Below are 26,470 nucleotides of genomic sequence, written 5' to 3'. Positions count from 1 at the left end.
AACCGGCGTTCAAAACGCATTCATTGCGGTCATAGACCCGAAGCCGACGGCCAGCGCAAGCGTGAACGACCCGGCCCACGCACCCACGGTGACCAGAATCTTCCGTGGGTCAACCGCCTCGCTGCCGCCGACTGCGGCACCGCTTCCGATGATCGCACTGACGATAATCTCGTTGAACGACACCGGCACACCGAGGAAGACGGCGAGTTGCGCGATGAGGAACGAGGGGATGAGCGCGGCGATAGAGCGCCGTGGGCCCAGCGAAGAATAGTCCTGTGCGAGCGATTTTATCATCCGTGGTGCACCGGTCCACGATCCGACCAGAATTCCGAGGCCGCCCCCCAGCAGGACGGCCGCTGGCGAGAGTACACCGACATCGTCCAGCAGTGGGAGCAACGGACCGACCGCCAGACCGACCTGACTCCCCCCGGCTGAAAAGGCGACCAGTGACCCGAGCGCCAGCAGGACGCGTCTGAGTCCGCCCGCCTCGTCGTGGCGGATGTCTCGGTACACCGCGGCCCACACCACGGCTGCAACAGTGCCGGAGAGGGCGACTGTTGCCACGACGCCGTCGATGTCGAGCAGTCGCGGGCCGAGGCTCGTCAGCGAGCCGGGACCGCCGTCGGGCCCGAGAAACGCGAACTCGACGTTGGCCAGTACGACGCCGACCAGCGCCGCGAGCGTTGGAACCGTGGCCGCCTCCGGGACATCAGGCCGCGGCAGCACACTCGCGATGGCGTAGGCGAACCCGCCGCCGACAACCGGTGTCAGGACCCAGACGGCACCGATTTGCTGGTACTTCCCCCAGACAGGGGTGCCACCGAGAGCCATCCCGACACCGATGATTGCGCCGGTCACAGTAAACGCCGTTGCAATGGGGTAGCCGGTGTAGATGCCGACGGCCATCAGCCCAGCGCCGGCCAGCAGCGCAACGATGACCCCCGTAGCGGGGAGGGTGACGCCGCCGACGAGGCCGCGTCCGACCGCTTCAGAGACGTTCGCCCCTTGTGTCACCGCACCCGCGAGCCCGAAGATGCCGACGACAAACGCCGCCCGCATCGTCGAGATGGCGTTGGCACCGACAGCGGGCGCGAAGGGTGTTGCGCCGCTGGAGCCGGCTCCGATGACCCACGACATGAACAGGCTCGCGAGACCGGCAATCAAGAAGAGCGCGAGAAGCTGGAGTTCCATTCTAAAACCCGTAGGTGAAAGTCAGTCCGCTCCCGTGGGGGACGGGTCGACGCCATCGGTCGCCCGGCTTCGCCACCAGCCCTGCAGGTACGCACCGATAAACATCCCCGCGAGCGCCCACAGGATGGTCACGTTGCCGATGCCGAGGCTGGCGTATGCGGCACCCGGACAGATTCCGGAGAGCCCCCAGCCGACGCCGAATATTGCGCCACCGATAAGCACGTTCCGGTCGAAAGACTTCAGCCGCCGTTCGAACGGGTCGCCGGTCAGCGGTGCCCGGTCCAGCACGCGCGGCATGACGAAGAACACGATTCCCGTCACGGCCGCGCCACCGAACATCACGAACAACAGACCGAAGTCCTCGAACTGGAGGAAGTTCAGCACAACCTCGGGGCGGGCCATGTGGCTGTAGCCGAGGCCGAAGCCGAAGATGAGCCCGCCGACCAGCACGAGCGGGATGAACAACGGGTGTCGGTCCGTCGATGTCGCCATTACGGTGTCACCCCCAGCGCGGCGACCACCTGTGCAGTCAGTATCGCGACCAGCAGGAAGGCGAGGACGCCCGCCAGTGACGTTTTCGAGGCCGACCCCACGCCACAGACGCCGTGGCCCGAGGTGCAGCCTTTCCCGACGCGGGTTCCGACACCGACGAAGAGCCCACCAAGCAACAGCCGCCACCAGGCGACATCTGTCGTCCACGCGCCGCCCTGATAGACGACCGCGTACACGGCCGCGCCGAGGATGATGCCGAGCGTGAACACGAGTCGCCAGTCTCGAGAGGCGACGTACTTCTGGAAGCGCGACTGACTGGAGACGTACGACAGCGTCGATTCGAGGAACGTGCTTGCGCCGGCGCTGATGCCGGTGCCCACGTAAATAACCGCCGCGCCGAGACCAACGAAGAGGCCGCCGATGGCGTACCGGCTGATACCGTTGGGGAACAGCTCGGCGGCCAGTTGCAGCGGGACAGGATCAGCTACCATCGACGGTTAGTCACCCGCGAGCGATTCCTGGCTCGCCGCGCAGTTGTTCGGTCCGAGTTCCAGCGTGAACGCCTCCTCGTCGTCGACGGTGTTCTGGCCGAGGTTCGTCGCGATGATGTCCTCGTAGTTCGCCGGTCGCGGTGGCATATCGGCCAGAATCGTCTCGACGAAGTCGTCCTCGTCCATACTGAGTGCGTCCATCTCTTCGACGAGCTGGCCGATGGGTGCGGTGTAGGAGCCGTCGGAGGCCGGCTCGGCCGCGTCGCTGAAGTGCGCGCCACCGATGAGCGTATCATCAGGCAGTGTCAGCACGCGCTCCTGCAGTGACTCATAGAGCATTCGGGCCGCGTCGGGCGCACCCTCGTCGCCCTCTTCGAGGTCCGGCCGGGCGACACTCTCGATGAAGAGCCCGTCACCGGTGGCGAGCAGGCTCTCGTCGATGAGATACGAAGTCATCCCGGTCGTGTGGCCGGGCGTCGCGACAGTCTCGATGGTGACGTTGCCGACCTCGAAGGTGTCGCCGTCCTCGGCAGTCGTCAGGTCGTCGGCGTAGGTGACCCCGCGGTCCACAGCAGCTGCGGGGATGACGCCTTCAACACCCGCCGCATCGAGTTCCCGGACCCCCGAAATGTGGTCTGCGTGGATGTGCGTGTCGAGCGCATACTTCAGGTCGACGCCCAGCTCGTCAGCATCGTCGAAGTATCGGTCGGCAAAGGCCCGCAGCGGGTCGATGACGGCGGCTTCGCCGCCGTCGTAGACCAGATACCCGAGACAGCCAGAGGACGGGCGCTGGTACTGCAACAGTGTGCCAGCCCCGTCGTAGTCGGTGACTTCGACGGTCTCGTAGATGCGCGCCCAGCCGTTCATTCCGTCTTCGAGGTGGTGCACGTCGTAGCCGCGTTCCGCAAGCGTGCCAGCGACGTACTCGCTGGCACCCCCTTTGGCACAGAGAACCGTGACCTCGCGGTCATCCGGAACGTCCGCGATGATGTCCGCATCCAGCTCGTCTTCCAGGAAATGGAAGTACGGGACGTTGATGGACTCGACGTTCTCCCCGTCGATGTGCCACTCCTCGTAGTCCCCAGACATACGCGCGTCGAGGATCGTGACCGACTCTCCGTCGTCGATGCGCGATTTCAGCGTCTCAGGCGTGACCGATTCGACGTCTGCGTCCGGCGTCGGGAAGTCTTCAGCGTTCATGTAGTACACTCATTGCTACAGGGTTGAGGCATAAAAGGGTTTGTATAGAAATCCCTAAAACATACAATACTAATGCAGCAACCACTCGGAAGTATATAGAGGATAGTGGTTTTAGGTGTTCTGTAGTGTCTTATCGCATCGATCAGCCAGTACTTGTCGTGCCAGAATTGTGCAATAATCGAAAACACTTTAACTGTCGAACTGATATTGTGCAGTAGCTCCAATACAGTAGATGGAGTCCTTCCAACAATGAGTGAAGCATTCGATATCGCGGAGACGCTCGACGTGAAAGGTGCATCGTGCCCAATGCCGGTCGTCAAGACGAAACAGGCGATAGACGACCTTGCAGAGGGCTCAGTACTGGAGGTCATCGCGACCGACAGCGGCAGTATGAGTGACATCAAAGGATGGGCCGACGGAACGAACGGCGTGGCGCTGCTCGAACAGGTCGACGAGGGCGACGTGTACAAACACTACGTCGAGAAGACGGCCTAAAATGAGCACGGACACACCATCGGCGGGTGACGACGATTCGATGACCGAGGCGGAGCTACAGGCTCGCATCGAAGAACTCGAAGAGACCGTCGCCGACCTGGAAGCCGACGACGAGCAAAAGAAGATGACCATCATCGCGACGCAGGGGACCTTCGATATGGCGTATCCGCCCCTTATCCTTGCCAGCACCGCGGCCGCGTTCGGCTGGGACGTCGTCGTGTTCCACACGTTCTGGGGACTGGATATCCTCCACGAGGAGAAATCCGGGGACCTCCAGCTGTCGGCTGTCGGTAACCCGAACATGCCGATGCCGAACGCGCTCGCGGCGTTGCCTGGCATGGACCGCATGGCGACGCGGATGATGGAAAAGCGCATCGACGACAACGGGACGGCGACGATCGACGAACTCATCGAGCTGTCGCTGGACCAGGGCGTCGAACTGCAGGCGTGTCAGATGACTATCGAGCTGATGGACTACGACGAGGACGACTTCCACGATGACGTCACTGTCGGCGTCGGCGCGGCCACCGCGCTCCAGCACATGGCCGAGTCCGACATCCAACTGCTCGTCTGAGCGACGAAAGCCACTGAGCGGCTTCTGACGGACCCTACTAATGAACCAGACACTCGCAATCGTTGATGCATCAGTCGGTGAGACACCCGCAGAACGAAACCTGACCCGGTCGCTCAACGCCGACACGGCGGTGTACAAAATCAGCGATGGTCATCTCCCACCGGTGCCCGCGGGCGGCGACTGGCGGTACGACGGCGTAGTCATCAGCGGGTCACAGACATCGGTGTACGACGACCACGGCTGGATTCACGACCTCACGTCGTGGGTCCGGGCTGTACACCGCGCGGACGTCCCGGCTCTGGGGATCTGCTGGGGCCACCAGTTCCTCGCTCAGTCTCTCGGCGGGCGCGTGGTCGACATGGGCGAACACGAACTCGGTTACCGAACAGTCAATCGTCGAGGCGAGGACCCGTTGTTTGCAGACATGTCGTCGTCGTTCACCGCGTTCCAGACACACTCCGACCGGGTCGCCGAACTGCCTGCGGGCGCGGTGGAACTGGCACGAAACGAGTACGGCATACAGGCGTTTCGACTCGGCACGCGCTACGGCGTCCAGTTCCACCCCGAGTACGACCGCGAGACGGCCGAGTGGGTCATCGGCAACAAGGACCTCACCGACGACCGGCGAGCGGCAGTTACGTCAACGATTACCGATGAGTCGGTCGCGGCCGCTCAGGAGGCGAGGACGGTGTTCGAGAACTTCCTCGGACTGGTCGCCACCCATCAGCGGCGGTCGGGTCGGTTCGACTGACTCGGTACGTCAGAATTCCGCCGTCAGTGCCGTCGCGTCGCCGATCTTCTTGTAGTCGACGTAATCGGCCCCACGAAAATCCTCAAGCAGGTCCATCGCTGCCCGAGCGCCCTCTCCGACTGACGTGGAAATTTGTTGCTGACCACCGGTCACGTCGCTGGCCGCGTATACTCGGTCGGCTGCCGTCGACTGGTCGGGTGCGGTCTCGAGTTCCCCGCCCTCGACCGGGCTACCGAGTGCCTCCGCGATGTCGGTGCCACCAGCGGTGCCCAGGGCGACGAACAGACCATCAACAGCGATTCGTCCGCCCGCTTTAGTGCGGATGGCTTCCAGTCCATCCTCGCCGACTAGCCTGTCGAGTGCTGGCATGGTCTGTTGTCGTGTGCCAACCACAGATATATGCTGGTTTCGCGTGTCGGCTGTGACATGACAGAGACACAGTCGCAGTCGACCGGTGGACGAGTCGCCTCGCTGGCCACGCTCGAGCGAGCAGTCGTCGTTCTCGTAGTCATTACTGCTATAACGCATATCTACCCCGGCATCGTTGAGGGTGCACCGCCGCTCGTGCTCGCTGGCTTGGGCTTTCTCGGCGGCGCAGCGTTATACGTCCGCGGCATCCGCAGGCGCACGCTTGCCATCGCGGCGATACCGTACACTGCCGTCCAGATCCCGCTGTGGCTGGTAATAAAAGCGGGCAACTACACGCTTGTCGGCTACGTTGACAAGGCGGTTCAGGTGGTACTAGTTGTGGCGCTGCTAGTCCTCGTCCTCACTCGATACCGCGACTGACAGCCTCCCCCAGTGGTCGAGGCTTCTCTCCGAATCTTCGGTAAACCGGTGTGTCACCGCCAGACGTGGGTGCGCATGAGCGAACGGTATTTTCTCACAGTCTTGGAATCAACGCACATTATTAAATGCATAGCTAGCCTACGTCCAGACGAGAAAGCATGACCACCAATCAAAGTCACACTGAGTCTGACACGACTGTCGACGCTCGGGGCGCGACCTGTCCGGGTCCGCTGATGGACCTCATTTCGGAGGTTCGGGCCGTCGACACCGGTTCCGTTATCGCCCTGTTGAGCGACGCCGAGAAGTCGCCGACGGAGGTGCAGGAGTGGGCCGACGAGTCCGGCAACGAAGTCCTCGCGATTGTCGATGAGGACGACCACTACAGGATTCACGTGAAGAAACTATGACTGAACACATCGCAATCGTCGGTGGCGGCACCGGTGGCACCGTACTGGCGAACACCCTCGCGGAGAAACTCGACGCAGAGCTAGCCGCCGGCGAGGTCGAAATCACGCTGTTCAACGACAGTGAAGACCACGTCTACAAACCGGTGTGGCTCTACGTCGCGTTCGGACAGCGCGAACCCGCGGACGGCCGGCGGCCTCTTCGAGAGGTCGTCGACGACCGCGTTACCATCCGGCAGGACTACGTCGTCGATGTGGACTACGAGCGAAAAGAACTCGAACTTGTTGACGCCATCGACCCCGCGCCGTACGACAAACTCGTCGTCGCGACGGGGGCACAGCTCGAACCGGAGCGGGTTCCGGGCCTCGCTGAAGCCGGGCACCACTTCTACGGGGAGGAGGGTGCGCAAGCTCTCCGTGACGAACTCTTGGAAATGGACGGCGGCCACATCGTCCTGAGCGTTGTCGGGACGCCACATATGTGTCCGGCCGCGCCGCTTGAGTTCACGTTCATGGTCGACGACTGGCTCCGAGAACGCGGCCGTCGAGAGGCGTTCAATATCACGTACACCTACCCCATCATGCGGGTCCACGGGAACGAACACATCGCGGAATGGGCCGACCCGCGCCTCCGGGAGCGCGACATCGGCATCGAGACGATGTTCAACGCCGAGGCGGTCGACCCCGAGGCACAGACGATCACGTCGATGGAAGGGACAGAGCTGGACTATGACCTCCTCGTCGCTATCCCGCCACACACCGGTAGCGATTTCGTTGAGTCGGCTGGGCTCGGCGAGGGAGGGTGGGTGGATGTCGACAAGCACACGCTCGAGGCGACCGGCTTCGACGACGTGTACGCAATCGGCGATGCCGCCCAGACCGGGGTCCCAAAGGCCGGGAGCGCGGCGCACTATCAGGCTAATGTCGTCGCTCAACGGCTTGCAAGCGATCTTCGAGGCCAGCCAGCGACGGCGGTCTACGGCGGTAAGACCATCTGCTTCATCGAGACCGGGATGGACGACGCCACGTTCGTCGAGTTCGACTACGAACGCCCGCCGGAACCGAGTGAGCCGACCCGGGCCATGCACTGGTCGAAGCTTGCCTACAACGAGTCGTACTGGCTCACAGCGCGGGGGCTGCTCTGAGGTGACCACTTATGAGTGAACAACAACCATCAGCCGACGACTTGACCGAGGAACTGACCACCGCCATCGAAGAGAACCCTGAGGCGTTCGCCACGTTCGTCCGCAACCTGGATACTGTCAACGAACTGGTCGAAGTAGCCGAACTCGGGACTGCTGCGATGGACGACGAGATGATCACATCCCTCGCCGGGACCGGGGCCTCGCTTGGTGAACTTGCGGATACGGCCGCCAGCGACGACACACGGGGCGCGCTACAGACCGTCCTCGGCGCACTCGGCGACGCGAACTCCAGCGGACCAGTTGACCTGCACGACGTCTGGGATGGGATTCGAAGCGGCGAGTTTCTCACCGGCGTCCGATACTTGCTCGCGGTCGTTCGGTCTCTCGGACGCGCCGCGCAAAACCAGTGAAAGCGGATTTTTTGTCGTCACGCGCGCGAACAAGCGGAAACCGGCTCCCATCTACCTTCTGAAGAATCAGTTGTCGGCTACTGTGAAACCGGTAGGTCCAGACTGTTCACCGTGTGTCGACAGAACAGGTGTCGATACCCAAGAGTCCGTACAGCCCGCAAAAGCCGGTGACCCCAGTGGCGAGCAGCAACACCGAGGCAAACCCGAGCACAGGCGCGAGTATCGCCGGCAGCGGAACGGCGGTGGCGAGGATACCGAGCGATAGCAACCCTGCGAGGGCACCGATGAGAATTCTGGCAGTCTTGTCTGTCGAACCGACGTTGCGCTCCATACTACACAGTATGTCCTCCGAGGATAATAGCGTTTTGATTGTGCAATATAAACAATAGCAGCCCCCGAACTCACGGGTACCAACGTTCACCAGCCATATTGTCTCACCCGCCGAACCGATTTCGGTCTCTTGCTGGCGATTGCGGCATGGATCTATCAGCCCACGCGATGTGGTTCCATTGCGGTATCGAACAGGGATGACACAGCCGAAGAATCAGGCGTAGCTCTCGATGAGCGAGCGGAGCTGTGGCTCCTGTTGCATCCCCACCATGCGCTCGACCGGCTCCCCATCGGTGAACAGCAACAGCGTTGGCACGCTACGGACGCCGTATTTTGCTGCTAACTGCTGGTTCGCGTCGATATCGACTTTCGCCACGGTCGCGACAGTGTCAGCGGCGATGCGTCCGACGACGGGTTCGAGTTGCTTGCACGGTCCACACCAGTCAGCGTAGAAGTCTACGAGGACGACCCCATCACTGACGGTGTCCTGTAGTTCTCCTGCGCCGTGGACGTGGACGGGGTCGGCCGGCGACTCGTTGTTCCGGTTCTCAGCGGCGGTCCCTCGTTCTCCGTTTCGGAGTTCTTCGAGCTTCTTCTGTCGAATTTCTGCTAGCTCGTCGGCCATCACCGTACAGTATGTGCTCGGTGCGTTTATTTGTTTTGCAGTTTTCATACAATACTATATCCTGTGGCGGGCGGCCCGCCCCATCCAAGCCGTTCACGACACACTTGCTTATCAGGACAGCGTCTTGCTGAGGAGTCATGTCTCTGGGCGCTGCCCTGAATCCCACGCCGCCCATGGCCCCGAGCGTCGTGCCAGCGTCATCAAGACCGCACTGCTCAGATCGCGGTGGCCCTCATTTCCCGGTTCCCTCTGTCGCTCAGTCCACAACGAGACGAAGCAGTCTGTAACTCGACCCGTGTTCAGACCGGGAACGGCGGTGCCGCGGGATTCAGCGCGCCGTCAGCCACCATCGAGTAGATAGGGAATCCGTAAGCGATGACAACGAGCACGACAGCGATGACGAACCAGAGCTTGACGTTGTCGAGGACCCGCGGACTGTCGGACGGCCCGGAGATAGGTTCGGGGAGGTGGCTGTCGACGCGCAACCGACCGCGACCCCGCTCAGCCAGCCAGGTCCCGACCATCACGAGGACGAACATGAGCGCCCCGAGCGTCAGTAGCGTCCCGCCAATAGCAATCTGGAGACGCATCTCCGCCATTGACCCCAGTACCGGCGCAAAGTCGAACTGCTGGTACTGGGGTTCTGCGGTCCGCCGGGGGACACCGGCGAGTCCCGCGCGGTGCATCGCGTTCGACATCAGCCCCATCCCGATGAACCAGATGTAGGGCTGGACCTGCGCGATGCCGTAGAACTGGAGCCGTTTCCCGGTAATCTGCGGGTAGAGCCAGTAGCTTATCGCCATCATCGTCAGGGCGCTGGCCGTCCCGACGGTGAGGTGGAAGTGGCCGGGAACCCACAGTGTGTTGTGGATGAGGGAGTTGATGTTCATTCCGGCGTTGATAATGCCGGAAAAGCCGCCGGCGGCGAACATCATGCCTGCGAGCGCACAGCCGGCAAAGGCCGGCTTCCCCCACGGAAGCGCCTTCAGCCAGCCCAGATAGCCCGTCCCACCCCGCTGGCGAGCGCCGTACTCCATGCTCGCGACGACGGTGAACGCGGTGAGGAAGCTCGGCAGCAACAGGAACATCGTGTTGGTCATGGCGATGAACTTGAACCCCTCTGGCACGCCGGGGTCCGCGTACTGGTGGTGGAAGCCGACCGGGGTCGAGAGGATGAGAAAGAGGATGAACACGACGCGTGCGAGCGGGTCACTGAACAGCCGTCCGCCGGAGAGCTTCGGGAGGACGGTGTACCACGCGAAGTACGCCGGCATCAGCCAGAAGTAGACGACAGGGTGGCCGAAAAACCAGAACAGCGTCCGGGTCAACAGCGGGTCCACGCTCTCAATGAGGCCAAGTGAGAGCGGGAGGAGGAAGAACAACACTTCGACGGCGACGCCGAGCGTGGCAATGTACCACATCAGCATCGTCGTCAGTATCATGAACATCTGGAGCGGAATGCGCTCACCGGGGTTGTCCTGCCGCCAGTGGTAGTATGCACGTATCCAGTCGGCTCCAGCAAGCCACGTCCCGACAAGCCAGGCCGCCAACCCGGCATAAAACAGCGGATGGGCTTGCAGCGGCGCGTAGAACGTGTACAGCACGTCCGCGGAAAACGGGATCTGGCCGACCAGCCCGCCGAAGATGGCTGTTGCCGTCATCACCGCACCAGAGAGCATGAGCAGGAACCACGCCAGGGAAAACCGCGGGGAGGGGAGTTCCCTGCCGAGGCTTCGGCTCGTGCCCCACGTGAAGATGCCTGTCAGGAAGAAGATGGTGAAAAACAGCGCGAGCAAGACGCCGTGGCCTGTCAACACGGAGTAGTAATCGGCAGAACTGATCACGCCCCGGAAGACATTTGTTCGGTGGAGGGCCTGGACGATACCTAGGAGCGCACCGATTGTCAGTGCGGTAAACGAAACCCCCATCGAGAGACGAGTGATGCGCGCAGCGCTGGGGAACTTGTCGACAAAGGCGAGGCGGTCGGATAGTTGTGCCGTGTCGCTTTCGTAGGCCTGGGGCTGCTCTGACTTGTGTGGATGTGCCATCTCAGTTCACCTCGGTCTGAGTAAACTGCGCGGCCGGAACGACGTGCAACGACCCTTCCATCGTGTGATGGCCGCTTCCGCAGTACTCGTTACAGACAAGTCCGTACTCGTCCGGTTCATCGAATTCGACAGTGACCGTCGCTACCTGTCCAGGGACGGCCATCGTGTTGATGTTCGTGCCGACGACCTCGAAGCCGTGGATCACGTCCGTGCTTGTCACGTGGAACGTGACGGTGCTGTTAGCCGGGACACGGACTGGCTCGCTTGTCCCGGGGACGAACAGGAACTGCTTCGCTTCGATATACACGTCGTAGTGGCCCGGTTCACTGCCGTTGTACACACCTGGCTCTCGGAAGTTCTCGCTGGCCGTCGCATCTGTGGGGTCGACCTGGCCGCCAGTGTCATCGACCATCCCGTAGCCAGCGCCGACAGCGCCGTATGTCACAGTGCCAATGAACAGGACAATCATCGCGAGCGCGGCCACCAGCCACAGCCGTTCGAATCTGTGGACGTGCATTTTATCCCACCACCGACGGCCCGTTCCCGAGAAATTCGACGAAGTACATGAACAGCCACATCAGCGAGATGACCACGAAGTACAGCACGAGCAGTAGTCCGGTCCCGACCGGGTCGAACGCGTCGTGGTCGACCGACTCCGTCTCGCGTTGTGGGACTTCGGACTCGAACATCTGTCCACTGTGTGGAGTGGCGACTCGTTCAGTGGTGGTCGTCGCGGGAGAAAACGACGGCTCCGGTCTATCTCGCCAACTCAGTAGATATACCGCACCGATACTGAGTCCAGTAAGTCCCAGTGCCACTACCGTGACGACGAGCCCGGACCCGCTACCTCCGCTCGCGGTGCCAGCGCCTGCTTCCTGTGCACTTGCAGCGCCGACGGACACGAGTGCAGCCACTGACGACGCCGCTCGGAAGACCACTCTACGGATGCGTCGACAGCTATGCAGTCGGTCGCGGCCGGCTTGCGGCCTCACGGTGCCTGATCGGTCCTCTGTAGTACCCATACTGTTTCGTCTTCTGCGACCCGATGGAATTGTAACCTCCCTTGTCGCAGGACAAGTCCGCAACACCTGACGGCTCCCCTCGACGCTGGGCTATCGTCGGAACGACGGTGCTAGTGCACTGATCGCGGCGATCAACTCCTTCGGCGGGTTAGCCCAGTGGCTGGTAGATGGGAACCGATGGATGTGGAACCGTCAGACCGAAAATCATCAGTCCATGCGACAGCGGAAGATACCCCAGAACGAGGAACACTACTCCGAGCGCGCGATGCAGTCGGGACTGAAACCGCGGTGAAACCGAGTTGAACGCGACACCGTACCCGAACACTGCAGGGACGGTTCCGAGTCCAAGCACGGACAGTGCAAGCGCGCCATAGGCCGGTGACCCGATAGCGAATGCGTACAGAAACGCCGGATAAAGGAGCGGGCACGGGAGAATACCGTGTACTGCACCCAGCGCGATGATACGCGGACCGCCGACCCACTGGTCGACGTGCTTGTGTAATCGCGTGCTAAAACGCCACAGCAGTGACCCAGACCCGACCCTGGCAATAGCGCCCGTCGCCGTCCCTGTCCGGAGGTACAGTCCCCCGGTCACCATTATGAATCCCCCAACAACGATTCCGGCGACTGCCCGAAAACTATCTGCCAGCGCAACGACGGCTGCCGTGTCATAGACGATGGTTCCGAGCAGCCCCATGAGCGCGCCGAGAAGCGCGTAGCTCACCGTTCGTCCGAAGTTGAACAGGAGGTGCTGGCGGATTTCTGCCCAGGCGACAGGGCTGTCGTCACCTAACTGGTCGGCGTACAGGGTAACGAGCGGTCCACACATCCCCAGGCAGTGTGCACCGCCGAGGAGCCCAATCAGGGCGAAGACTACAAGGCCGACATCGCCACTCACCACCCCTGTACCGTGGCCACCGGACATCATCGCCGTCGGCTCACCGCACGCTTGATAGTGGTGATATCATCCGCGCCGAACATGACCCGAACGGCGACGACGATGAGGGCCGTATTGATGACTGCCAGGAACGCAACTGGTTCGAGTGCGACTACGAACGCGACTACGAACGGAATTGCGAGCAGTCCGATGAGGGGCAACCGCGAGACAGGTATCGAAAGCATACCAGGCAGTCCCACCGTCCGTGAGTTAGTCTTCCGTTTGGCCTGTGACAACTCGGAGAGCAACAGGGGTGTCATGTACTCCCGCTATGGTCGGCCAGTCGCCACGGGAACAGCAACGAGGTTCCCCCACTCAGTCCACGCCCCGTCGTAGTTTCTGACCGAGGAATAACCAAGAAGTTCAGACAGCACAAACCACGTTAACGACGATCGTTCGCCGATCCGGCAGTAGACAATTATGTCGCGGTCGCTGTCGATATCATACTCGCAGTAGAGCCGACGGAGTGCTTCGAGAGATTTGAATCGACCGTCAGAGCGGAGATTCTCGGACCAGACGATGTTCACTGCGCCGGGAATATGCCCGCCTCGCTGCGCGGATTCCGTCATCCCCGGCGGTGCGAGGATAGTCCCGTCGTACTCTTCGGGAAGCCGGACATCGACAAGCGCGGTCGGCTTGGACAGTGCTCGGTGCACGTCGTGTCGATACGCTCTCACATGCTCGTACGGGCCACCCGGCCGATACGACCGTGGCGTGTACGACGGGACGCTCTCGCTCGTCGGTCGCCCCGACTCAAGCCAGTGTCTCCGGCCCCCATCGAGGAGATAGATGTCTTCGTGGCCGTAGTAGGTGAGCATCCAGTACAGGTGCGCCGCAAACCAGTTCGAGCTGTCTCCGTAGAGAACAAGCGTCGATTGGTCCGTGATGCCACGTGTGCCAAGGAGGTCTGCGAGCGCCGCTTTCGATGGGATATCGCGTCGCGTTTCGTGCTGGAGGTGTCGTCGCCAGTCGATCGAAACCGCACCGGGGATGTGCGCTTCAGCATAGAAATCGGTGTTAAGATCGACTTCGACGAGTCGCAGGTCCGGCGAATCAGACGCGACAGTCTCGAGCCGATGCTCAAGCCATTCTGGCGTGACCAGCGCGTTCTTGATCCGCTGTGGCTGATTCCGGTGGGCACTCATTGTCCAGTTCGGTCGGTCGTAGTGCTGTCGTGTCTGCTGATACTTAAAATAAATACATAGTTCTACGTTCGCCGACTGACAACTGTGCGAAAATTCCAGTGGCCGGCGAGACGGTTTCAGACCGGAACCGACAGATACCGCTACCAAGCTGCGGCGAACGTTAGCAGATCGATACCGATTATAAAGAGGATTATCAACAGCGCTATTGCAATAACGACTTTGACGAACCACGGGAGGGAGTCATCAGCGGCAGTGTTGCTCATATAGCTATGTTATGTCCCTGAACGCCTGTATCTTGTCTTGTCCTGCGACAAGCGCGCGAGGGGATGCTGTCAGCAGAGACGCGATCTGGTTGCCGCTCAAAAAACGAACAACCAGAACCGAAATTGACTGTACTGTCCACACGCAAAACAGAACAGATGCGGGAGTTTGTCTTCGAGATCCGGTACAACGACGGCGTCGACGAGCTAATGGATCTGTTCATCGAGACACCGGAAGCCCGTTCGACGACGTTCCTCTGTTCGATGGGGAACGCGCAACTCTGGCGGCTGGACCGAATAACGGGCCCCACTTCTGTCGTGGAAGACGCGACGGCGCTGTTGACGGGGTCGGCGTACAATCAACTGAGTATCAGTGACCGCCCCTGCGGCGGCCGCCACTACAGTGACGTGCTCGAAAACGGCTCCCAGCGCAGTCTCGTCTACAGCTACTTCGAGGATCTCGTCCACTGCGACTCGGTGCCAACGATCACGAACCGGTATATCAACGGCGCACTCCTCTTCGAGATAACCCGGCAGGAGAACACCGAGCGCTGGCGCATCCTCATGGAGGACGATAAGAAAGTCGGGATGCTGTACGATACACTGGGGGGCGTCCTTCAGGACGGACTCTCTTTTCACTTCGACCACGTAGGCGACGCGGCCGGCCCGTTGCTTACCCTGTTTGACTCAGTTTCTGTTCGGCCGGAACAGAGCCGGGTGCTCGAACTGGCTGCCGAGAAGGGCTATTACGAGACGCCACGCGAGACGACCCTCGACGATATCGCAGCGGAACTCGACTGGCCGCGTTCGACGGTCTCGTACAGGCTGCGTCAGGCCGAGGCGGCACTCGTCGAAGCGTACATGTCGACGATGTGACGGCATGAGTGATACGCCGGTGCCGCTTCTATTCCGACCTGCATACCGCGAGGTAGCTTGGCGATATTTATGTTCGCCGGACAGTTCGGGCACGCACAGACCAACTTCCACTACGCACACTCCTGTCGTCTGACCCAGACGGCCTCGTATTCCTTTACCGATTCTCACACGCAAGCGCCGAGGACTTCGAGTCCAGCGTTGAGCATATACGAGACGACCCTGTCGGGAGCCAGCTAACCGCTGTCGACGCGAACCGGCTCTACCGCGGCGGCACCGAGTACCAAGGCCCGGTCATCAACCTCTTTCAGACGGAGGCCGCCGCAAAGCAACTGTACCCCGGCCAGTTCGGTGCGTGGAATGGTCTCGGAGATCCCGTATCCGAAGCGGAGCGCCTGTTCAATTACCAGCGCGTTGCGGATGTTATCAACGATCAGATCTGTGACGAGTGCTCGTCCTGTGTCGGGACCCGAGCCGCTTCCCGAGACAGCGATACTAGGAGCAGCATCTCTGTGCGCTTGTTTCCGACGGACTGTGTTCACTCTCGGTCTGTCGGGTCTTCTACGCTAGCCATCATGTAATCGACGATGACTCTGATAGTTCTCTGTCTAACAGCGGAACCGGTGGGGTGGCTAACAGCGGAACCAGTGGGGTGGGGGTGTGGAGCAATTCCACCTGCAGATGTTGGGACCACGCTTTACTATCTCACTTTACTCAGATCGTGACCGGGGCGTGTGAACCGGGACAACAATGGCTCCACGACGGTAGATATTTGCCACTGGGACAAGAGGTTGCTAAGAACATCAACAATCCAACTGAGGGCAGGTAATGTCGAGCCACTACATCACGTCAGCGGACCATCTTCCAGAGGAAGAACAGACCGAAACCACACTGCAGATTACGGATGCCCAGACGAAACGCATTTTCGAAGCGCGCGTTCGGATTGCCAGGGACCCTGCTGAACTCACTGACCCGGACCCTCTAACAATCGTCGCCGGACCACACGAGAGTGTCAGTGAGACCAGATACGTCGAATTGCTCGACGAGACTGACGAGACCGGTATTGATCACGAGCTAGTCGCTCATCTGGCGGCTGAACAGGAGACGGCGTCGAATATCCTCAATACTCGCTCTGACGACCTGAAAATACTCCTGCAGTATCTCGTTGAGACCGGCGAGTACGAGTCAACGTCCGATGCGCTTCGGGAAATCGCGTTCGACCACCTCGCCACGGAACGACCGGCACTCCTTGACGCTTACGCGGAAGTCCGTCGCGAATTTGATGACGACCCACTCAGGCGGGTCCTCGAAGAACAGGAGTGATAGATGGCGGTCAATTCCCTCCGTGAGTACCTCGATTTGCTCGACACGACCGGCTGGCTCTGTCCGTTCGACCAGCCAGTGTCGTGGGACCTTGAAGCGAGTGCAGCCACGATGCTTGCCAATATCCGTGACGGACCGATTCCTGTTTTCGAGTCCGTCACAGGGATTGAGACGGAGTCGAAACTGGTTGGGGACCCGTACCGCGGCCCGCAGACTCGCCCCTGGAATCACTTCGCACAAGCGCTGGGGCTCCCAGACGGTCTTTCGGGCCGTACGTACTACGACCGAGTGATTGAGCGCCTCAACGCGCCGAAAGCGCCTCGAACTGTCGCAAATCACCAAGCCCCTTGTAAAGAAACAGTGCGGACAGGGAACGAGGTTGACCTCCTGTCGTTCCCGTGGCCGTACATCCACGAGGGTGACGGGGGACGGTACTCGAATCACCACACCATCGTCGCACCGGACCCCGACACGGAGTGGGGGACTTGGTCGAGCCATCGCATGATGATCCACGACAGCTCCCGGGCCAGTCTGCTGTTACTGGCCGGTGAGCAGGTTCCTAACCGCTACTACTACGACTACGAGCCGCGTGGCGAACCGATGCCAGTCGCGGTCGTCATCGGTTCGGAACCCACCGTCGAGAGTACTGCAGATATGTGGATCCCGACTGGACGGAGTGAAGCGGCCTTCGCGGGCGGCCTGAAAGACGCGCCTGTCGACCTCGTCCAGTGCGAAACCAATGACCTGTACGTCCCGGCGACGGCCGAGCTAGTTCTCGAAGGGCACGTTCGACCCGACGACCGACTCGACGAGGGCCCGTTCGGAGACTATTTCGGCTACATGAACGGTCCGCGTCGCTCTATGCCGGTGTTCGAGGTCGATGCAATCACCCACCGGGACGAACCGCACATCCCGTTTTGCGTCGAGGGGAGCGGCGTCGGATACGGGCAGAACTCGACCAGCACGCTGCGACTCGTCGCAGCCGGACCCGACGCGACTGTCGGGCTCCGAGCCGCCGGATTCGATGTTTCGATGGCGGTCCCGTGGCGATTCACGTCCCGCACCGTCTGGGTCATCGCGACGGACCGACCGTATCCGGGGTATCTCCACGAACTGGCGAACTTTATTTTCACGACGTGGGGGATGCTTCACATCGACTTTTTCGTCTTTGTCGACGCTGCTGTCGACCCACTTGACCCACGGGCAGTCTTGACAGCTATCGCACTTGAGGCAGACCCCGATGCCGACTTCCACCAGTTCGGCGTCGAGCGGATGCCGAAAGTCCCGCTCAACATCTACCAGACGCCCGACGAGAAGGGCAGTGCGGATGTGGGGACTTCGAAGGCGAAGACGGCCAAAGCCTACATCGACGCGACGACTGACGGTGACGCGACGGACACGACGGCGACCACAGAAACTCGTAAGCGAGCCCAGGTACGGCTGGTCGAAGCGGGACTGGACGCTGCGCGGTTCGACCGACTTGATGAACGGGAGGAGCAATCACAGTGATACCGTTCACACAGTACGTTCGTGGACTGGCTGGCGACGACGACCTCGTCCGACTCGACGGCCCATTCGAAATCCCGGTTGACGCGCTTGCGGCGGAGGCGCTCCGAGCGAGTGGGCCGGCGCTTCGGTTCCAGCGGTCTACGGGTATCGACTTGGTTAGCGGTGTGTTCAGCGGTCCGGACCAGACACAGCACCGCGAGGCGCGGCCGTGGTCGCGGCTGTCGCTCGGCCTCGGACTTGACCCGGAGGCCGCGCTCGTTGACCTGCTAGAGACTATCGGCGATCTCGGCCCGGCCGGGGAAAATCCGGAGCCGACATACACAGGTCAGGCGGCCTCGGGGACAGATATCGACGGACAGGACCTGCAATTCCCGCAGGGAGAAACTGAGACGTGGCCAACAGTGACGCTCGGTGTCGCATCGATCTCGACCGCTGACGGCACACACTGGGCACCGGTCCACGGCTCGGTTGTGAGTGGGGATACGCTCAGAGTGCGCGTTCCGGACGCGCTGTCGTCGCTTGTTGCTGACGGGGCGACGATGACGATAGCGCTTGGCGTGCCGCCAGCGGCGATCACGACGGCATACCTGCTTGCTGTCACCGAGCAAACTGCCACGCCAATCCAGTCCTGTGGGGTAACCGGAACTGTCCCGCTCGTCCCGACCAACGGCGGACTCGTCCCGAGTGCGACGGAAGTCGTCATCGAGACGACAGTTGCGGACCGCCAGCCTGACTTCCGCTCTGACCGTCGAGAAGGCTGGGAGTACGTCGTTGCGAGCGGGCCGCTCTCGTTGTCGGTCGAGAGTGTCCGCGCTACTGAAAACCCTGTCATTCCTATCTCTCCGGTCGGTTGCCCGCTCGCGGATGATAGCCAGCTCACAGGGCTTGTGACCGCCGCAACGCTCTATCACCGGGTCAACAACTACTGGGGTATCTCGCCAGTGGAATGGGTTATGTTACCGGCAGAGGCCGAACTCGGCATCTGCTTCGTGGCCAGTGACATACTGTACGGCGGGTTCGAGTGGCAACTCGCGAACATCCTCTTTTCGTTCTCGTCGCTTTTCGACACGGTGGTTATCGTCGACGAAGACGTTCCGCCACAGGACTTCGGCCGCGTTCTGGCCGATGTCTGGCTGAAATCTCATCCGGCTCGCGACTGGACGTTCAGCGAGTCGGATGCGCCGGCGGCGACACGGCCGCACTATCGACAGAACAACGAAACCGGTTCGCGTCTGTACGTGAATGCGGCGTGGGACCCACGCTGGAAAGAAACGTACATCGCGCCGCGAGTCACGTTCGAGAACTCGTTCCCAAGCAGCGTCCGCGACATGGCTCGTGTCCTGTGGGACGACTCAGATATCGCTTCCGGAGTGAGGACTGAAAACGAATCGTCCCACTGAACGTGTTTCCCGAGTGTGTATACATTTAAATATGTAGTAATCAGTTCTGTTTACGCAATACAGCAAGCGTATACTTCCTTTGTGGGAGTGAAAGTAAAATATATTCAACATATTATCTGTAAAAACTAACCGGTACAGTTATACCAGATACCGGTATCCCGAGCGGTGTATGGCGACCAGCCACAACCTCCCCGACTACGACACAGCACGGCAAGAGTTCACGTGGGACGATATCTACGCAGAAGCGGACTGGGACGCACCGGATAGCTTGAACATCGGGCACGAAGTCGCTGACCGACACGCGACAGACCGAGGCCAGGTCGCACTCTATCAGGTCGGGACCGACGGAGAGCTGTCGACAATGACGTTCTGGGAGCTTGCTGACCGCTCAAGCCAGTTTGCCAACGTCCTCGACGACCTCGGGGTTGCGCAGGGTGACCGGGTCTTCTCGTACATGCCCCGGATCCCGGAGCACTACGTGGCGCTGGTCGGCACGCTCAAACACGGCGCTGTCTGGGGAAGCGTCAACGAGCGGTTCGGTCCCGAGGGTATCTCGTACCGTCTGGACGACTGTGACGCGACGGTCGTCGTCACCACGACTGACAACCGGGACACGGTTGAAGACGCACTGGACGATGCGCCCGCAGTCGAACACGTCATTACCGTTGACCGCGGGAGTGGGGCACCTGCTGATGACGTGGTTTTCAATACTGCGCTGGACGGCGCGAGTACGGCCTACGAGGTCGCAGAGACCAGCGGGGAGGACGACGCACTGCTGTACTACACCTCAGGGACGACCGGGCTGGCCAAGGGTGTCCTCCACAAACAGCGCTGGATCGCCGGTGTCGCGGCGACACAGAAGTACGCCGTAGACCTCCAGGACGGTGACCTGTACTGGTCGACCGGCGACCTCGGCTGGCTAACGGGCGCGATCAACACGCTCGGTGCCTGGTTCTGGGGTGCGTCGCTGTTCACGTACGAGGGCGAGTTCGACACCGACGAGTGGGCAGACCTACTCGACGAATATCCGATTAGCGTTCTGTTCTCGGTCCCGACGGCGTACCGAATGCTCCGGGAGAACGAGGAAGCCCTCGCTGACGCCGACCTCGATTTACGTCACGCGCTCTCTATCGGCGAACCACTCAGTGCCGGCGTCGTCGAGTGGGGGGAAGACGAACTCGGCGTCACGATTCTGGATACGTATGGCCAGACCGAGACCGGGAACATGATTATCAACAACTACCCGACGATGGAACTCCGGCCCGGGTCGATGGGAAAACCACTCCCCGGAATCGAAGCCGATATCGTCGACCCGCAGAGCGGTGAAGTTCTGGCCCCCGGCGAGACGGGTGAGATAGCACAGCGGGGCGATTACCCGTGTTTCTTCGCCGAGTTCTGGAACAAGCCCGAGAAGACCCAGCGGGCGTTCATCGACGGTCCAGACGGGACGTGGTATCTCTCGGGCGATCTGGCGCACAAAGACGAGGACGGCTACTTCTGGTTCGAGGGGCGTGCAGACGACGTGATCCTTTCCTCCGGTTACCGGATCGGGCCATTCGAAGTCGAAAGTTCGCTGGGCGAACACGAAGCGGTCGCTGAGGCGGCTGTCGTCCCCAAACCACACGAAGCGCGGGGGAACATCGTCAAGGCCTACGTCGTGCCAAGCGAGGACGCTGAGCCGTCCGACCCCCTCAAAGAAGACATTCAGAGCTACGTGAAAGAAGAGCTCTCAGCACACGAATACCCGCGCGAAATCGAGTTTCGCGAGGAACTGCCCAAGACCGTGACCGGAAAGATTCGCCGAACCGAACTTCACGACGACGCTGAAGCAGAAGCCGAAGTCGAATCCTGACATAGGGTATCAAGCAGTACGAGTGCCAACACAGACACGACTACCAATGAATTTCGAATCTACAGAGGAGCGTTCGATGATTCGGTCGACTGCGGCGGACGTAGCGGCCGAGTACGGACCGGAGTACTGGCGCGAGAAAGAGGAGACAGGCGAGTTCGGACAGGAATTCTGGGACGAACTGGCTGCGGCCGGCTTCCACGGCCTACTGGTCCCACAGGAGTACGAAGGGGCCGGGATGGGGATACAGGAGATGGGACTGGTCATGGAGACGCTCTGTGCCGAAGGCTGTGGCATGGCGGGTACGTGGTATCTCGTACTTACCGCCGGCATGGCCGCTGTCGGTATCAGTGAGAACGGGACAGAAGCGCAGAAACAGACCTATCTACCCGACATCGCCAACGGGAAGCGAAACTTCTCTATCGGGATTACAGAGCCCGAAGCCGGAACGAACACGCTGAACGTCGCGACCCGCGCCGAGAAAGACGGCGACGAGTACGTGCTGAACGGGAACAAGGCGTGGATTACCTTCGCGGACCGGGCCGACAATATGATTCTCGTCACGCGAACGACTCCGCGTGACGAGGTCGACCGCGGGACTGACGGCATAAGCCTCTTCATCGTCGATATGGACGACCCCGGCATCGACGTGTCGCCGATCCCCAAACACGGTATCAACTACTCGAAGTCCTGTGAGGTCTTCATCGAGGATGTTCGGGTCCCCGAGGAGAACTTGCTGGGCGAGGAAGACGACGGCTGGTGGACTCTCGTCGATATGCTGAACCCGGAACGAATCGGCTTCGCGGCCGCCGGGACCGGCATCGGCAAGCTAGCCGCCGACACTGCTATTGAGTACGCGAGCGACCGGGAGGTGTTCGATGCGCCTATCGGGACCCATCAGGCGGTCTCGTTCCCCATCACCAAGGCGTATGCCCGCATGGAAACGGCCGCGCTCATGCGTGAGAAGGCGTCCTGGTTGTACGACCAGGGCGAGGAGTGTGGGTACGAGACAAACGTTGCGAAGGCGACAGCTGTCAGTGCTGGCATCGAAGCGGTCAAACAATCGATGCAGGCGTTCGGCGGCTGGGGCTACGCGAAGGAGTACGACATCGAGCGGTGGTGGCGCGAAATCAACCTGACGCGGCTGGCCCCGGTCTCTCAGCAGATGGCGTACAACCACATCGGGCAACACCTCGGCTTCCCACGATCCTACTAATGTTCGAGAAAGTCCTTGTCGCAAACCGCGGCGAAATCGCGGTTCGTGTGATGGCTGCGTGTGAAGAGCTGGGTATCGAGACGGTCGCCGTCTACAGCGACGCCGACCGCAACGCCGGCCACGTCGAGTACGCTGACGACGCATACAACGTCGGCCCGGCACCTGCAAGCGAGTCGTATCTCGACCAGACAGCGATACTCGATGTCGCTGAGCGGGCTGGAGCCGATGCAATCCATCCCGGCTACGGTTTCCTCGCGGAAAACGCCGAGTTCGCTAGCCGCGTCGAGGCTACCGACGGTCTCACGTGGGTCGGCCCGCCAAGTGACGCGATGGAGACACTGGGCGAAAAGACGAAAGCCCGAACAGTGATGCAGGAGGCTGGCGTCCCAGTCGTTCCCGGCACGACGGATCTGGTCGACGACCCAGACGAAGTACGGGCGCTGGGCGCAGAGTACGGCTACCCCATCGCGATCAAGGCTGAAGGCGGTGGCGGCGGTCGCGGCATGAAAATCGTCCGGTGCGAGGCCGAGGTTGCGGAGGCGCTCAAAAGCGCACAGCGCGAGGGCGAAGCCTACTTCGGCAATGACTCGGTGTACGTCGAAAAGTACCTCGAAGCCCCAAAACACGTCGAGGTGCAGGTGCTTGCGGACGAACACGGCAACGTCCGCCATCTGGGCGAGCGCGACTGCTCGCTGCAACGCCGCCACCAGAAGGTCATCGAGGAAGCACCGAGTCCGGCTCTCGATGCCGAACTCCGTACGGAGATCGGTGCGGCTGCCAGACGCGGTGTCAGCGAAGCCGGGTACACGAACGCCGGCACGGTGGAGTTCCTCGTCGAGGACGGGGAGTTCTACTTCATGGAGGTGAACACCCGCATTCAGGTCGAACACACCGTCACCGAAGCGGTGACTGGTATCGACATCGTTCGCTGGCAGCTCCGGGTCGCTGCGGGCGAGCAACTGGACTTTACACAGGAGGACGTGTCGATAGACGGCCACGCCGTTGAGTACCGAATCAACGCGGAGAACCCGGCCGAGGACTTCGCTCCGACGCCGGGGCCGCTGACGACGTACGCGCCGCCAAGCAGTATCGGTGTGCGGCTCGACCACGCGGTCTCGCAGGGCGACGATATCGGGGGCGATTACGACTCGATGATTGCAAAGCTCATCGTCGCTGGTGAGGACCGGGACCACTGTCTGGACCGGTCGAGGCGTGCCCTCGACCATTTCACCGTCGAGGGGGTCCACACGACTATCCCGTTCCATCGATTGATGCTGGACGACGACACGTTCCGTGGCGGGACGCACACGACGAAATACCTCGACCAGGAACTCGCCGACGATGCCCTTGACGCGGCCGTCGCGCGGTGGGGGACAGACGAGGTCGGTGGCGACGCCCAGTCGGCGTCGACGGATGAAATCGCTGTCGAAGTCGATGGGAAGCGCTTCGATGTCGTTGTTACGGACGGACTGCCCCGCGTAGCCCGTGATGGCAACGCCAGTGCCGGCTCCGACACTGGCGCTTCGGGCGGCAATTCATCCGGTGGCGGCACGGTGGACGTGACCACGTCGGGTGCGATTACGGCCGAGATGCAGGGCACTATCCTCTCGACCGAAGTCGCGCCCGGTGACGATATCGCAGCGGGCGATGTCGTCTGCGTACTCGAGGCGATGAAAATGGAAAACGACGTGGTGGCATCCACGGGCGGAACTGTCGCGTCCGTCCCGATCACGGAGGGCGATTCCGTGGACATGGGTGACACCCTGGTTGTACTGGAGGAGTAAGTATGCAAGTCAGAATTTCAGACGACGCGACCGAATCGGAAGCACAGGCCATTGCAGAGGCGTTGGCGACACACTTCGAGGACGACATTACACTCGTCATTGACAGCGGCGAAACGGCCGCCAGTGCCACGTACGACGGCACTCGGGGGGACGAAGCCGCGGAACAGGTCGACGACGACCTCGGGCCGACCGAACGCGAGGAGAATCTGCGCAAGGAGATCGAAGAGATCCACGAAGGCGGGCCGGAAAAGTACAAGGAGCAGTTGCCTGAGGAGGGCAAGCTGTTCGTTCGTGACCGTATCGACCTGTGGTTCGGCGACGATTTCCTCTTCGAGGACGGGACGTTTGCGGAGTTTGACGCCGACGACCAGCTCCCGGCTGACGGACTCATCACGGGGGCCGCGGAGTTCGAGGGCCGTGACCTGCATTTCATGGCCAACGATTACACGGTCAAACGTGGAAGCATGGCCGCAAAAGGTGTCGAGAAGTTCCTCCGGATGCAACAACGGGCACTGAAAACCGGGCGACCGGTGCTGTATCTGATGGACTCCTCGGGCGGCCGTATAGACCAGCAGACGGGCTTTTTCGCCAACCGCGAGGGAATCGGGAAGTTCTACTACAACCACTCGATGCTCTCGGGGCGGGTCCCCCAGATCTGTGTGCTGTACGGTCCCTGTATCGCCGGTGCGGCCTACACGCCAGTCTTCGCAGACTTCACCGTCATGGTTCGGGACATGAGCGCAATGGCCATTGCCAGCCCCCGGATGGTCGAAATGGTCACTGGCGAGGAAATCAGCCTCGAAGACCTCGGCGGCCCCGACGTACACGCACAGCACTCCGGAAGCGCAGATCTCATCGCCGACGACGAGGAACACGCCCGCGAACTCGTCGCGCAACTCATCGGTTATCTGCCAGACAACGCCGACGAAGACCCACCACAGACCAGTGGGACGGCCCCGAAGCGCTCGCCAGAGGGTATCGACGCCGTCGTCCCGGACAAGCCCAACAAAGGCTACGATATGTTCGACGTGATCGAGCGGGTCGTCGACGCCGGGTCGCCCCTCGAACTCCGGCCCGAGTACGGGAAAGAGATTATCACGTCGTTTGCTCGGATCGATGGTCGGCCAGTCGGAGTCATCGCCAATCAGCCAGCCCAGCGTGCGGGAGCCATCTTCCCGGACGCAGCGGAGAAAGCCGCCCAGTTCATCTGGACCTGCGACGCTTACAATATTCCGCTATTGTACCTCTGTGATACGCCGGGGTTCATGGCTGGGTCAGGCGTCGAGAAGGAGGGCATCCTCGAACAGGGCAAGAAGATGATCTACGCCACGTCTTCGGCGACAGTGCCCAAGCAGTCCGTCGTGGTGCGGAAAGCATACGGTGCGGGCATCTACGCGATGTCCGGCCCCGCGTACGACCCCGAGTCGACAATCGGCCTTCCAAGCGGCGAAATCGCGATTATGGGGCCGGAAGCGGCTATCAATGCCGTCTACGCCCGGAAGCTCTCCGAGATCGAGGACGAGGACGAACGACAGCAAAAGGAGCAGGAACTCCGCGAGGCCTACCGCGAGGATATCGACATTCATCGAATGGCTAGCGAAGTTGTCGTCGACGACATCGTCCCACCCAGCGATCTCAGAACGGAACTGACGAACCGGTTTGCGTTCTACGAGACCGTCGAGAAAGACCTCCCGGACAAGAAACACGGGACCATCCTCTGAGCTATGACAGGACGCTACTACGAAGAGTTCGAGGTCGGCGAGACCATCGAACACGAGAAGCGCCGTACCGTCAGCGAGCGCGACAATCAGCAGTTCTGCGATATGACGATGAACCAGCAGCCGCTCCATCTCGACGCCGAGTTCGCGGCCGAGACGGAGTTCGGCGAGCGACTGGTCAACGGCCTCTACACGATGAGCCTAGCGGTCGGACTGACCATTCCAGAGACGACTGACGGCACCATCGTCGCGAACCTGTCCTACGACAGCGTCGAGCATCCGAACCCCGTGTTTCACGGCGACACGATCCGCGTGCAATCGACTGTGACCGACAAACGCGAGACCAGCGACGGTGACCGCGGCGTCGTCACGATGCACGTCGAGGTGTTCAAACTCACAGATTCGGACGATGTCCTCGTCTGTGAGTTCGACCGCACCGTGCTGTCGCTGAAGCGGGACCACGCCGAGTGACGCTGTGACTGCCCGACT

General features: G+C 61.2%; 30 protein-coding genes. 16 read left to right on the top strand and 14 right to left on the bottom strand.

Annotated features, from left to right (window positions below):
* Positions 1–9: 9 nt before the first annotated feature.
* The 4 genes from DVK00_RS14205 to DVK00_RS14190 are packed head-to-tail and all read right to left on the bottom strand — an operon-like array spanning position 10 to position 3,374.
* Positions 10–1,191, bottom strand: a complete 1,182-nt coding sequence (locus DVK00_RS14205) for an inorganic phosphate transporter (RefSeq protein WP_121537193.1) — start codon at positions 1,189–1,191, stop codon at positions 10–12.
* 21 nt (positions 1,192–1,212) lie between these two features.
* Positions 1,213–1,683 (bottom strand): YeeE/YedE family protein, encoded by a 471-nt coding sequence (locus DVK00_RS14200; protein ID WP_101351550.1) that lies wholly within the window; start codon positions 1,681–1,683, stop codon positions 1,213–1,215.
* Positions 1,683–2,174, bottom strand: coding sequence for a YeeE/YedE family protein (locus tag DVK00_RS14195; protein ID WP_121577895.1), 492 nt, complete (start codon positions 2,172–2,174; stop codon positions 1,683–1,685). The genes DVK00_RS14200 and DVK00_RS14195 overlap by 1 nt, the downstream gene beginning before the upstream one ends.
* A 6-nt stretch (positions 2,175–2,180) precedes the next feature.
* Entirely contained in the window at positions 2,181–3,374 is a 1,194-nt protein-coding gene (locus tag DVK00_RS14190; protein ID WP_121577894.1) for an MBL fold metallo-hydrolase, read from the bottom strand.
* Between the two features lie 249 nt (positions 3,375–3,623).
* Between DVK00_RS14190 and DVK00_RS14185 the strand changes: the two genes are divergently transcribed.
* From DVK00_RS14185 to DVK00_RS14175, 3 genes are read left to right on the top strand one after another with little or no spacing between them, the layout of a single operon-like run.
* Positions 3,624–3,869, top strand: a complete 246-nt coding sequence (locus DVK00_RS14185; RefSeq protein WP_101351547.1) for a sulfurtransferase TusA family protein — start codon at positions 3,624–3,626, stop codon at positions 3,867–3,869.
* A gap of 1 nt (position 3,870) precedes the next feature.
* A complete protein-coding gene (locus tag DVK00_RS14180; RefSeq protein WP_101351546.1) occupies positions 3,871–4,443 on the top strand; it encodes a DsrE/DsrF/DrsH-like family protein in 573 nt (190 codons plus the stop codon).
* A 40-nt stretch (positions 4,444–4,483) separates the two neighbouring features.
* Positions 4,484–5,194, top strand: a complete 711-nt coding sequence (locus DVK00_RS14175; protein ID WP_121537187.1) for a type 1 glutamine amidotransferase — start codon at positions 4,484–4,486, stop codon at positions 5,192–5,194.
* Positions 5,195–5,203: 9 nt separating this feature from the next.
* Here the strand turns inward: DVK00_RS14175 and DVK00_RS14170 are convergent, their stop codons facing one another.
* Complete coding sequence (locus DVK00_RS14170; RefSeq protein ID WP_199722351.1) at positions 5,204–5,563, bottom strand: FAD-dependent oxidoreductase; 360 nt, start codon at positions 5,561–5,563, stop codon at positions 5,204–5,206.
* 57 nt (positions 5,564–5,620) lie between these two features.
* On the opposite strand from DVK00_RS14170, the gene DVK00_RS21785 reads away from it, so the two are divergent.
* The 4 genes from DVK00_RS21785 to DVK00_RS14150 all read left to right on the top strand — a co-directional run bounded on the left by DVK00_RS21785 (position 5,621) and on the right by DVK00_RS14150 (position 7,942).
* Complete coding sequence (locus tag DVK00_RS21785; protein WP_199722349.1) at positions 5,621–5,983, top strand: hypothetical protein; 363 nt, start codon at positions 5,621–5,623, stop codon at positions 5,981–5,983.
* Between the two features lie 158 nt (positions 5,984–6,141).
* Complete coding sequence (locus tag DVK00_RS14160; protein WP_121513121.1) at positions 6,142–6,390, top strand: sulfurtransferase TusA family protein; 249 nt, start codon at positions 6,142–6,144, stop codon at positions 6,388–6,390.
* Positions 6,387–7,532 carry an NAD(P)/FAD-dependent oxidoreductase gene (locus DVK00_RS14155; RefSeq protein ID WP_101351543.1) on the top strand — a complete coding sequence of 382 codons (1,146 nt, stop codon included), beginning with the start codon at positions 6,387–6,389 and terminating at the stop codon, positions 7,530–7,532. Before DVK00_RS14160 ends, DVK00_RS14155 begins: the two co-directional genes overlap by 4 nt.
* A gap of 11 nt (positions 7,533–7,543) precedes the next feature.
* Positions 7,544–7,942 carry a hypothetical protein gene (locus DVK00_RS14150; protein ID WP_115804010.1) on the top strand — a complete coding sequence of 133 codons (399 nt, stop codon included), beginning with the start codon at positions 7,544–7,546 and terminating at the stop codon, positions 7,940–7,942.
* A gap of 106 nt (positions 7,943–8,048) precedes the next feature.
* Here DVK00_RS14150 and DVK00_RS14145 read toward each other — a convergent pair whose 3' ends face one another.
* The 9 genes from DVK00_RS14145 to DVK00_RS22290 all read right to left on the bottom strand — a co-directional run bounded on the left by DVK00_RS14145 (position 8,049) and on the right by DVK00_RS22290 (position 14,312).
* On the bottom strand, positions 8,049–8,273 hold the full coding sequence (locus DVK00_RS14145) for a DUF2892 domain-containing protein (RefSeq protein ID WP_101351541.1): 225 nt from the start codon (positions 8,271–8,273) through the stop codon (positions 8,049–8,051).
* Positions 8,274–8,486: 213 nt separating this feature from the next.
* Positions 8,487–8,897, bottom strand: a complete 411-nt coding sequence (gene trxA / locus DVK00_RS14140) for a thioredoxin (protein WP_121577893.1) — start codon at positions 8,895–8,897, stop codon at positions 8,487–8,489.
* Between the two features lie 299 nt (positions 8,898–9,196).
* Positions 9,197–10,825 (bottom strand): b(o/a)3-type cytochrome-c oxidase subunit 1, encoded by a 1,629-nt coding sequence (locus tag DVK00_RS14135; protein ID WP_233560812.1) that lies wholly within the window; start codon positions 10,823–10,825, stop codon positions 9,197–9,199.
* 121 nt (positions 10,826–10,946) lie between these two features.
* Positions 10,947–11,462 (bottom strand): cytochrome c oxidase subunit II, encoded by a 516-nt coding sequence (locus tag DVK00_RS14130; RefSeq protein ID WP_101351538.1) that lies wholly within the window; start codon positions 11,460–11,462, stop codon positions 10,947–10,949.
* Between the two features lies 1 nt (position 11,463).
* Positions 11,464–11,859 carry a halocyanin gene (locus DVK00_RS14125; RefSeq protein WP_101351920.1) on the bottom strand — a complete coding sequence of 132 codons (396 nt, stop codon included), beginning with the start codon at positions 11,857–11,859 and terminating at the stop codon, positions 11,464–11,466.
* A gap of 256 nt (positions 11,860–12,115) precedes the next feature.
* Positions 12,116–12,895 (bottom strand): sulfite exporter TauE/SafE family protein, encoded by a 780-nt coding sequence (locus DVK00_RS14120; RefSeq protein WP_121577891.1) that lies wholly within the window; start codon positions 12,893–12,895, stop codon positions 12,116–12,118.
* Entirely contained in the window at positions 12,892–13,089 is a 198-nt protein-coding gene (locus DVK00_RS14115; RefSeq protein WP_121577890.1) for a hypothetical protein, read from the bottom strand. Before DVK00_RS14115 ends, DVK00_RS14120 begins: the two co-directional genes overlap by 4 nt.
* 84 nt (positions 13,090–13,173) lie before the next feature.
* Complete coding sequence (locus tag DVK00_RS14110; RefSeq protein ID WP_121577889.1) at positions 13,174–14,049, bottom strand: sulfurtransferase; 876 nt, start codon at positions 14,047–14,049, stop codon at positions 13,174–13,176.
* 140 nt (positions 14,050–14,189) lie between these two features.
* Positions 14,190–14,312 (bottom strand): hypothetical protein, encoded by a 123-nt coding sequence (locus DVK00_RS22290; RefSeq protein WP_255410218.1) that lies wholly within the window; start codon positions 14,310–14,312, stop codon positions 14,190–14,192.
* Positions 14,313–14,468: 156 nt separating this feature from the next.
* Here DVK00_RS22290 and DVK00_RS14105 point away from each other — a divergent pair, with 156 nt between their 5' ends.
* The 9 genes from DVK00_RS14105 to DVK00_RS14060 all read left to right on the top strand — a co-directional run bounded on the left by DVK00_RS14105 (position 14,469) and on the right by DVK00_RS14060 (position 26,452).
* Positions 14,469–15,185, top strand: a complete 717-nt coding sequence (locus DVK00_RS14105) for a helix-turn-helix domain-containing protein (RefSeq protein WP_121513113.1) — start codon at positions 14,469–14,471, stop codon at positions 15,183–15,185.
* An 825-nt stretch (positions 15,186–16,010) separates the two neighbouring features.
* Positions 16,011–16,505 carry a ubiD operon protein gene (locus tag DVK00_RS14095; RefSeq protein ID WP_121577888.1) on the top strand — a complete coding sequence of 165 codons (495 nt, stop codon included), beginning with the start codon at positions 16,011–16,013 and terminating at the stop codon, positions 16,503–16,505.
* A gap of 3 nt (positions 16,506–16,508) precedes the next feature.
* Positions 16,509–18,014, top strand: coding sequence for a UbiD family decarboxylase (locus DVK00_RS14090; RefSeq protein WP_121577887.1), 1,506 nt, complete (start codon positions 16,509–16,511; stop codon positions 18,012–18,014).
* Positions 18,011–19,414: a UbiD family decarboxylase domain-containing protein gene (locus DVK00_RS14085; protein ID WP_121577886.1), complete on the top strand. Its 1,404-nt coding sequence runs from the start codon at positions 18,011–18,013 to the stop codon at positions 19,412–19,414. Before DVK00_RS14090 ends, DVK00_RS14085 begins: the two co-directional genes overlap by 4 nt.
* 169 nt (positions 19,415–19,583) lie before the next feature.
* Positions 19,584–21,266, top strand: coding sequence for an acyl-CoA synthetase (locus DVK00_RS14080; RefSeq protein ID WP_101351530.1), 1,683 nt, complete (start codon positions 19,584–19,586; stop codon positions 21,264–21,266).
* 46 nt (positions 21,267–21,312) lie between these two features.
* Positions 21,313–22,479: an acyl-CoA dehydrogenase family protein gene (locus DVK00_RS14075; protein WP_101351529.1), complete on the top strand. Its 1,167-nt coding sequence runs from the start codon at positions 21,313–21,315 to the stop codon at positions 22,477–22,479.
* On the top strand, positions 22,479–24,263 hold the full coding sequence (locus DVK00_RS14070; RefSeq protein WP_121577885.1) for an acetyl-CoA carboxylase biotin carboxylase subunit: 1,785 nt from the start codon (positions 22,479–22,481) through the stop codon (positions 24,261–24,263). Before DVK00_RS14075 ends, DVK00_RS14070 begins: the two co-directional genes overlap by 1 nt.
* Positions 24,264–24,265: 2 nt before the next feature.
* The gene (locus tag DVK00_RS14065; RefSeq protein ID WP_101351527.1) at positions 24,266–25,984 is read left to right on the top strand and encodes an acyl-CoA carboxylase subunit beta; all 1,719 of its coding nucleotides are present in this window, start codon (positions 24,266–24,268) and stop codon (positions 25,982–25,984) included.
* 3 nt (positions 25,985–25,987) lie between these two features.
* The gene (locus DVK00_RS14060; protein ID WP_101351526.1) at positions 25,988–26,452 is read left to right on the top strand and encodes a MaoC family dehydratase; all 465 of its coding nucleotides are present in this window, start codon (positions 25,988–25,990) and stop codon (positions 26,450–26,452) included.
* The last annotated feature ends 18 nt before the right edge of the window (positions 26,453–26,470 follow it).

The sequence above is a fragment of the Haloarcula sp. Atlit-47R genome, from assembly GCF_003665985.1.
Lineage (GTDB): Archaea > Halobacteriota > Halobacteria > Halobacteriales > Haloarculaceae > Haloarcula > Haloarcula taiwanensis.
Note: the sequence above shows the minus strand (reverse complement) of the source record. Positions and strands in the feature narration are given on the sequence as shown.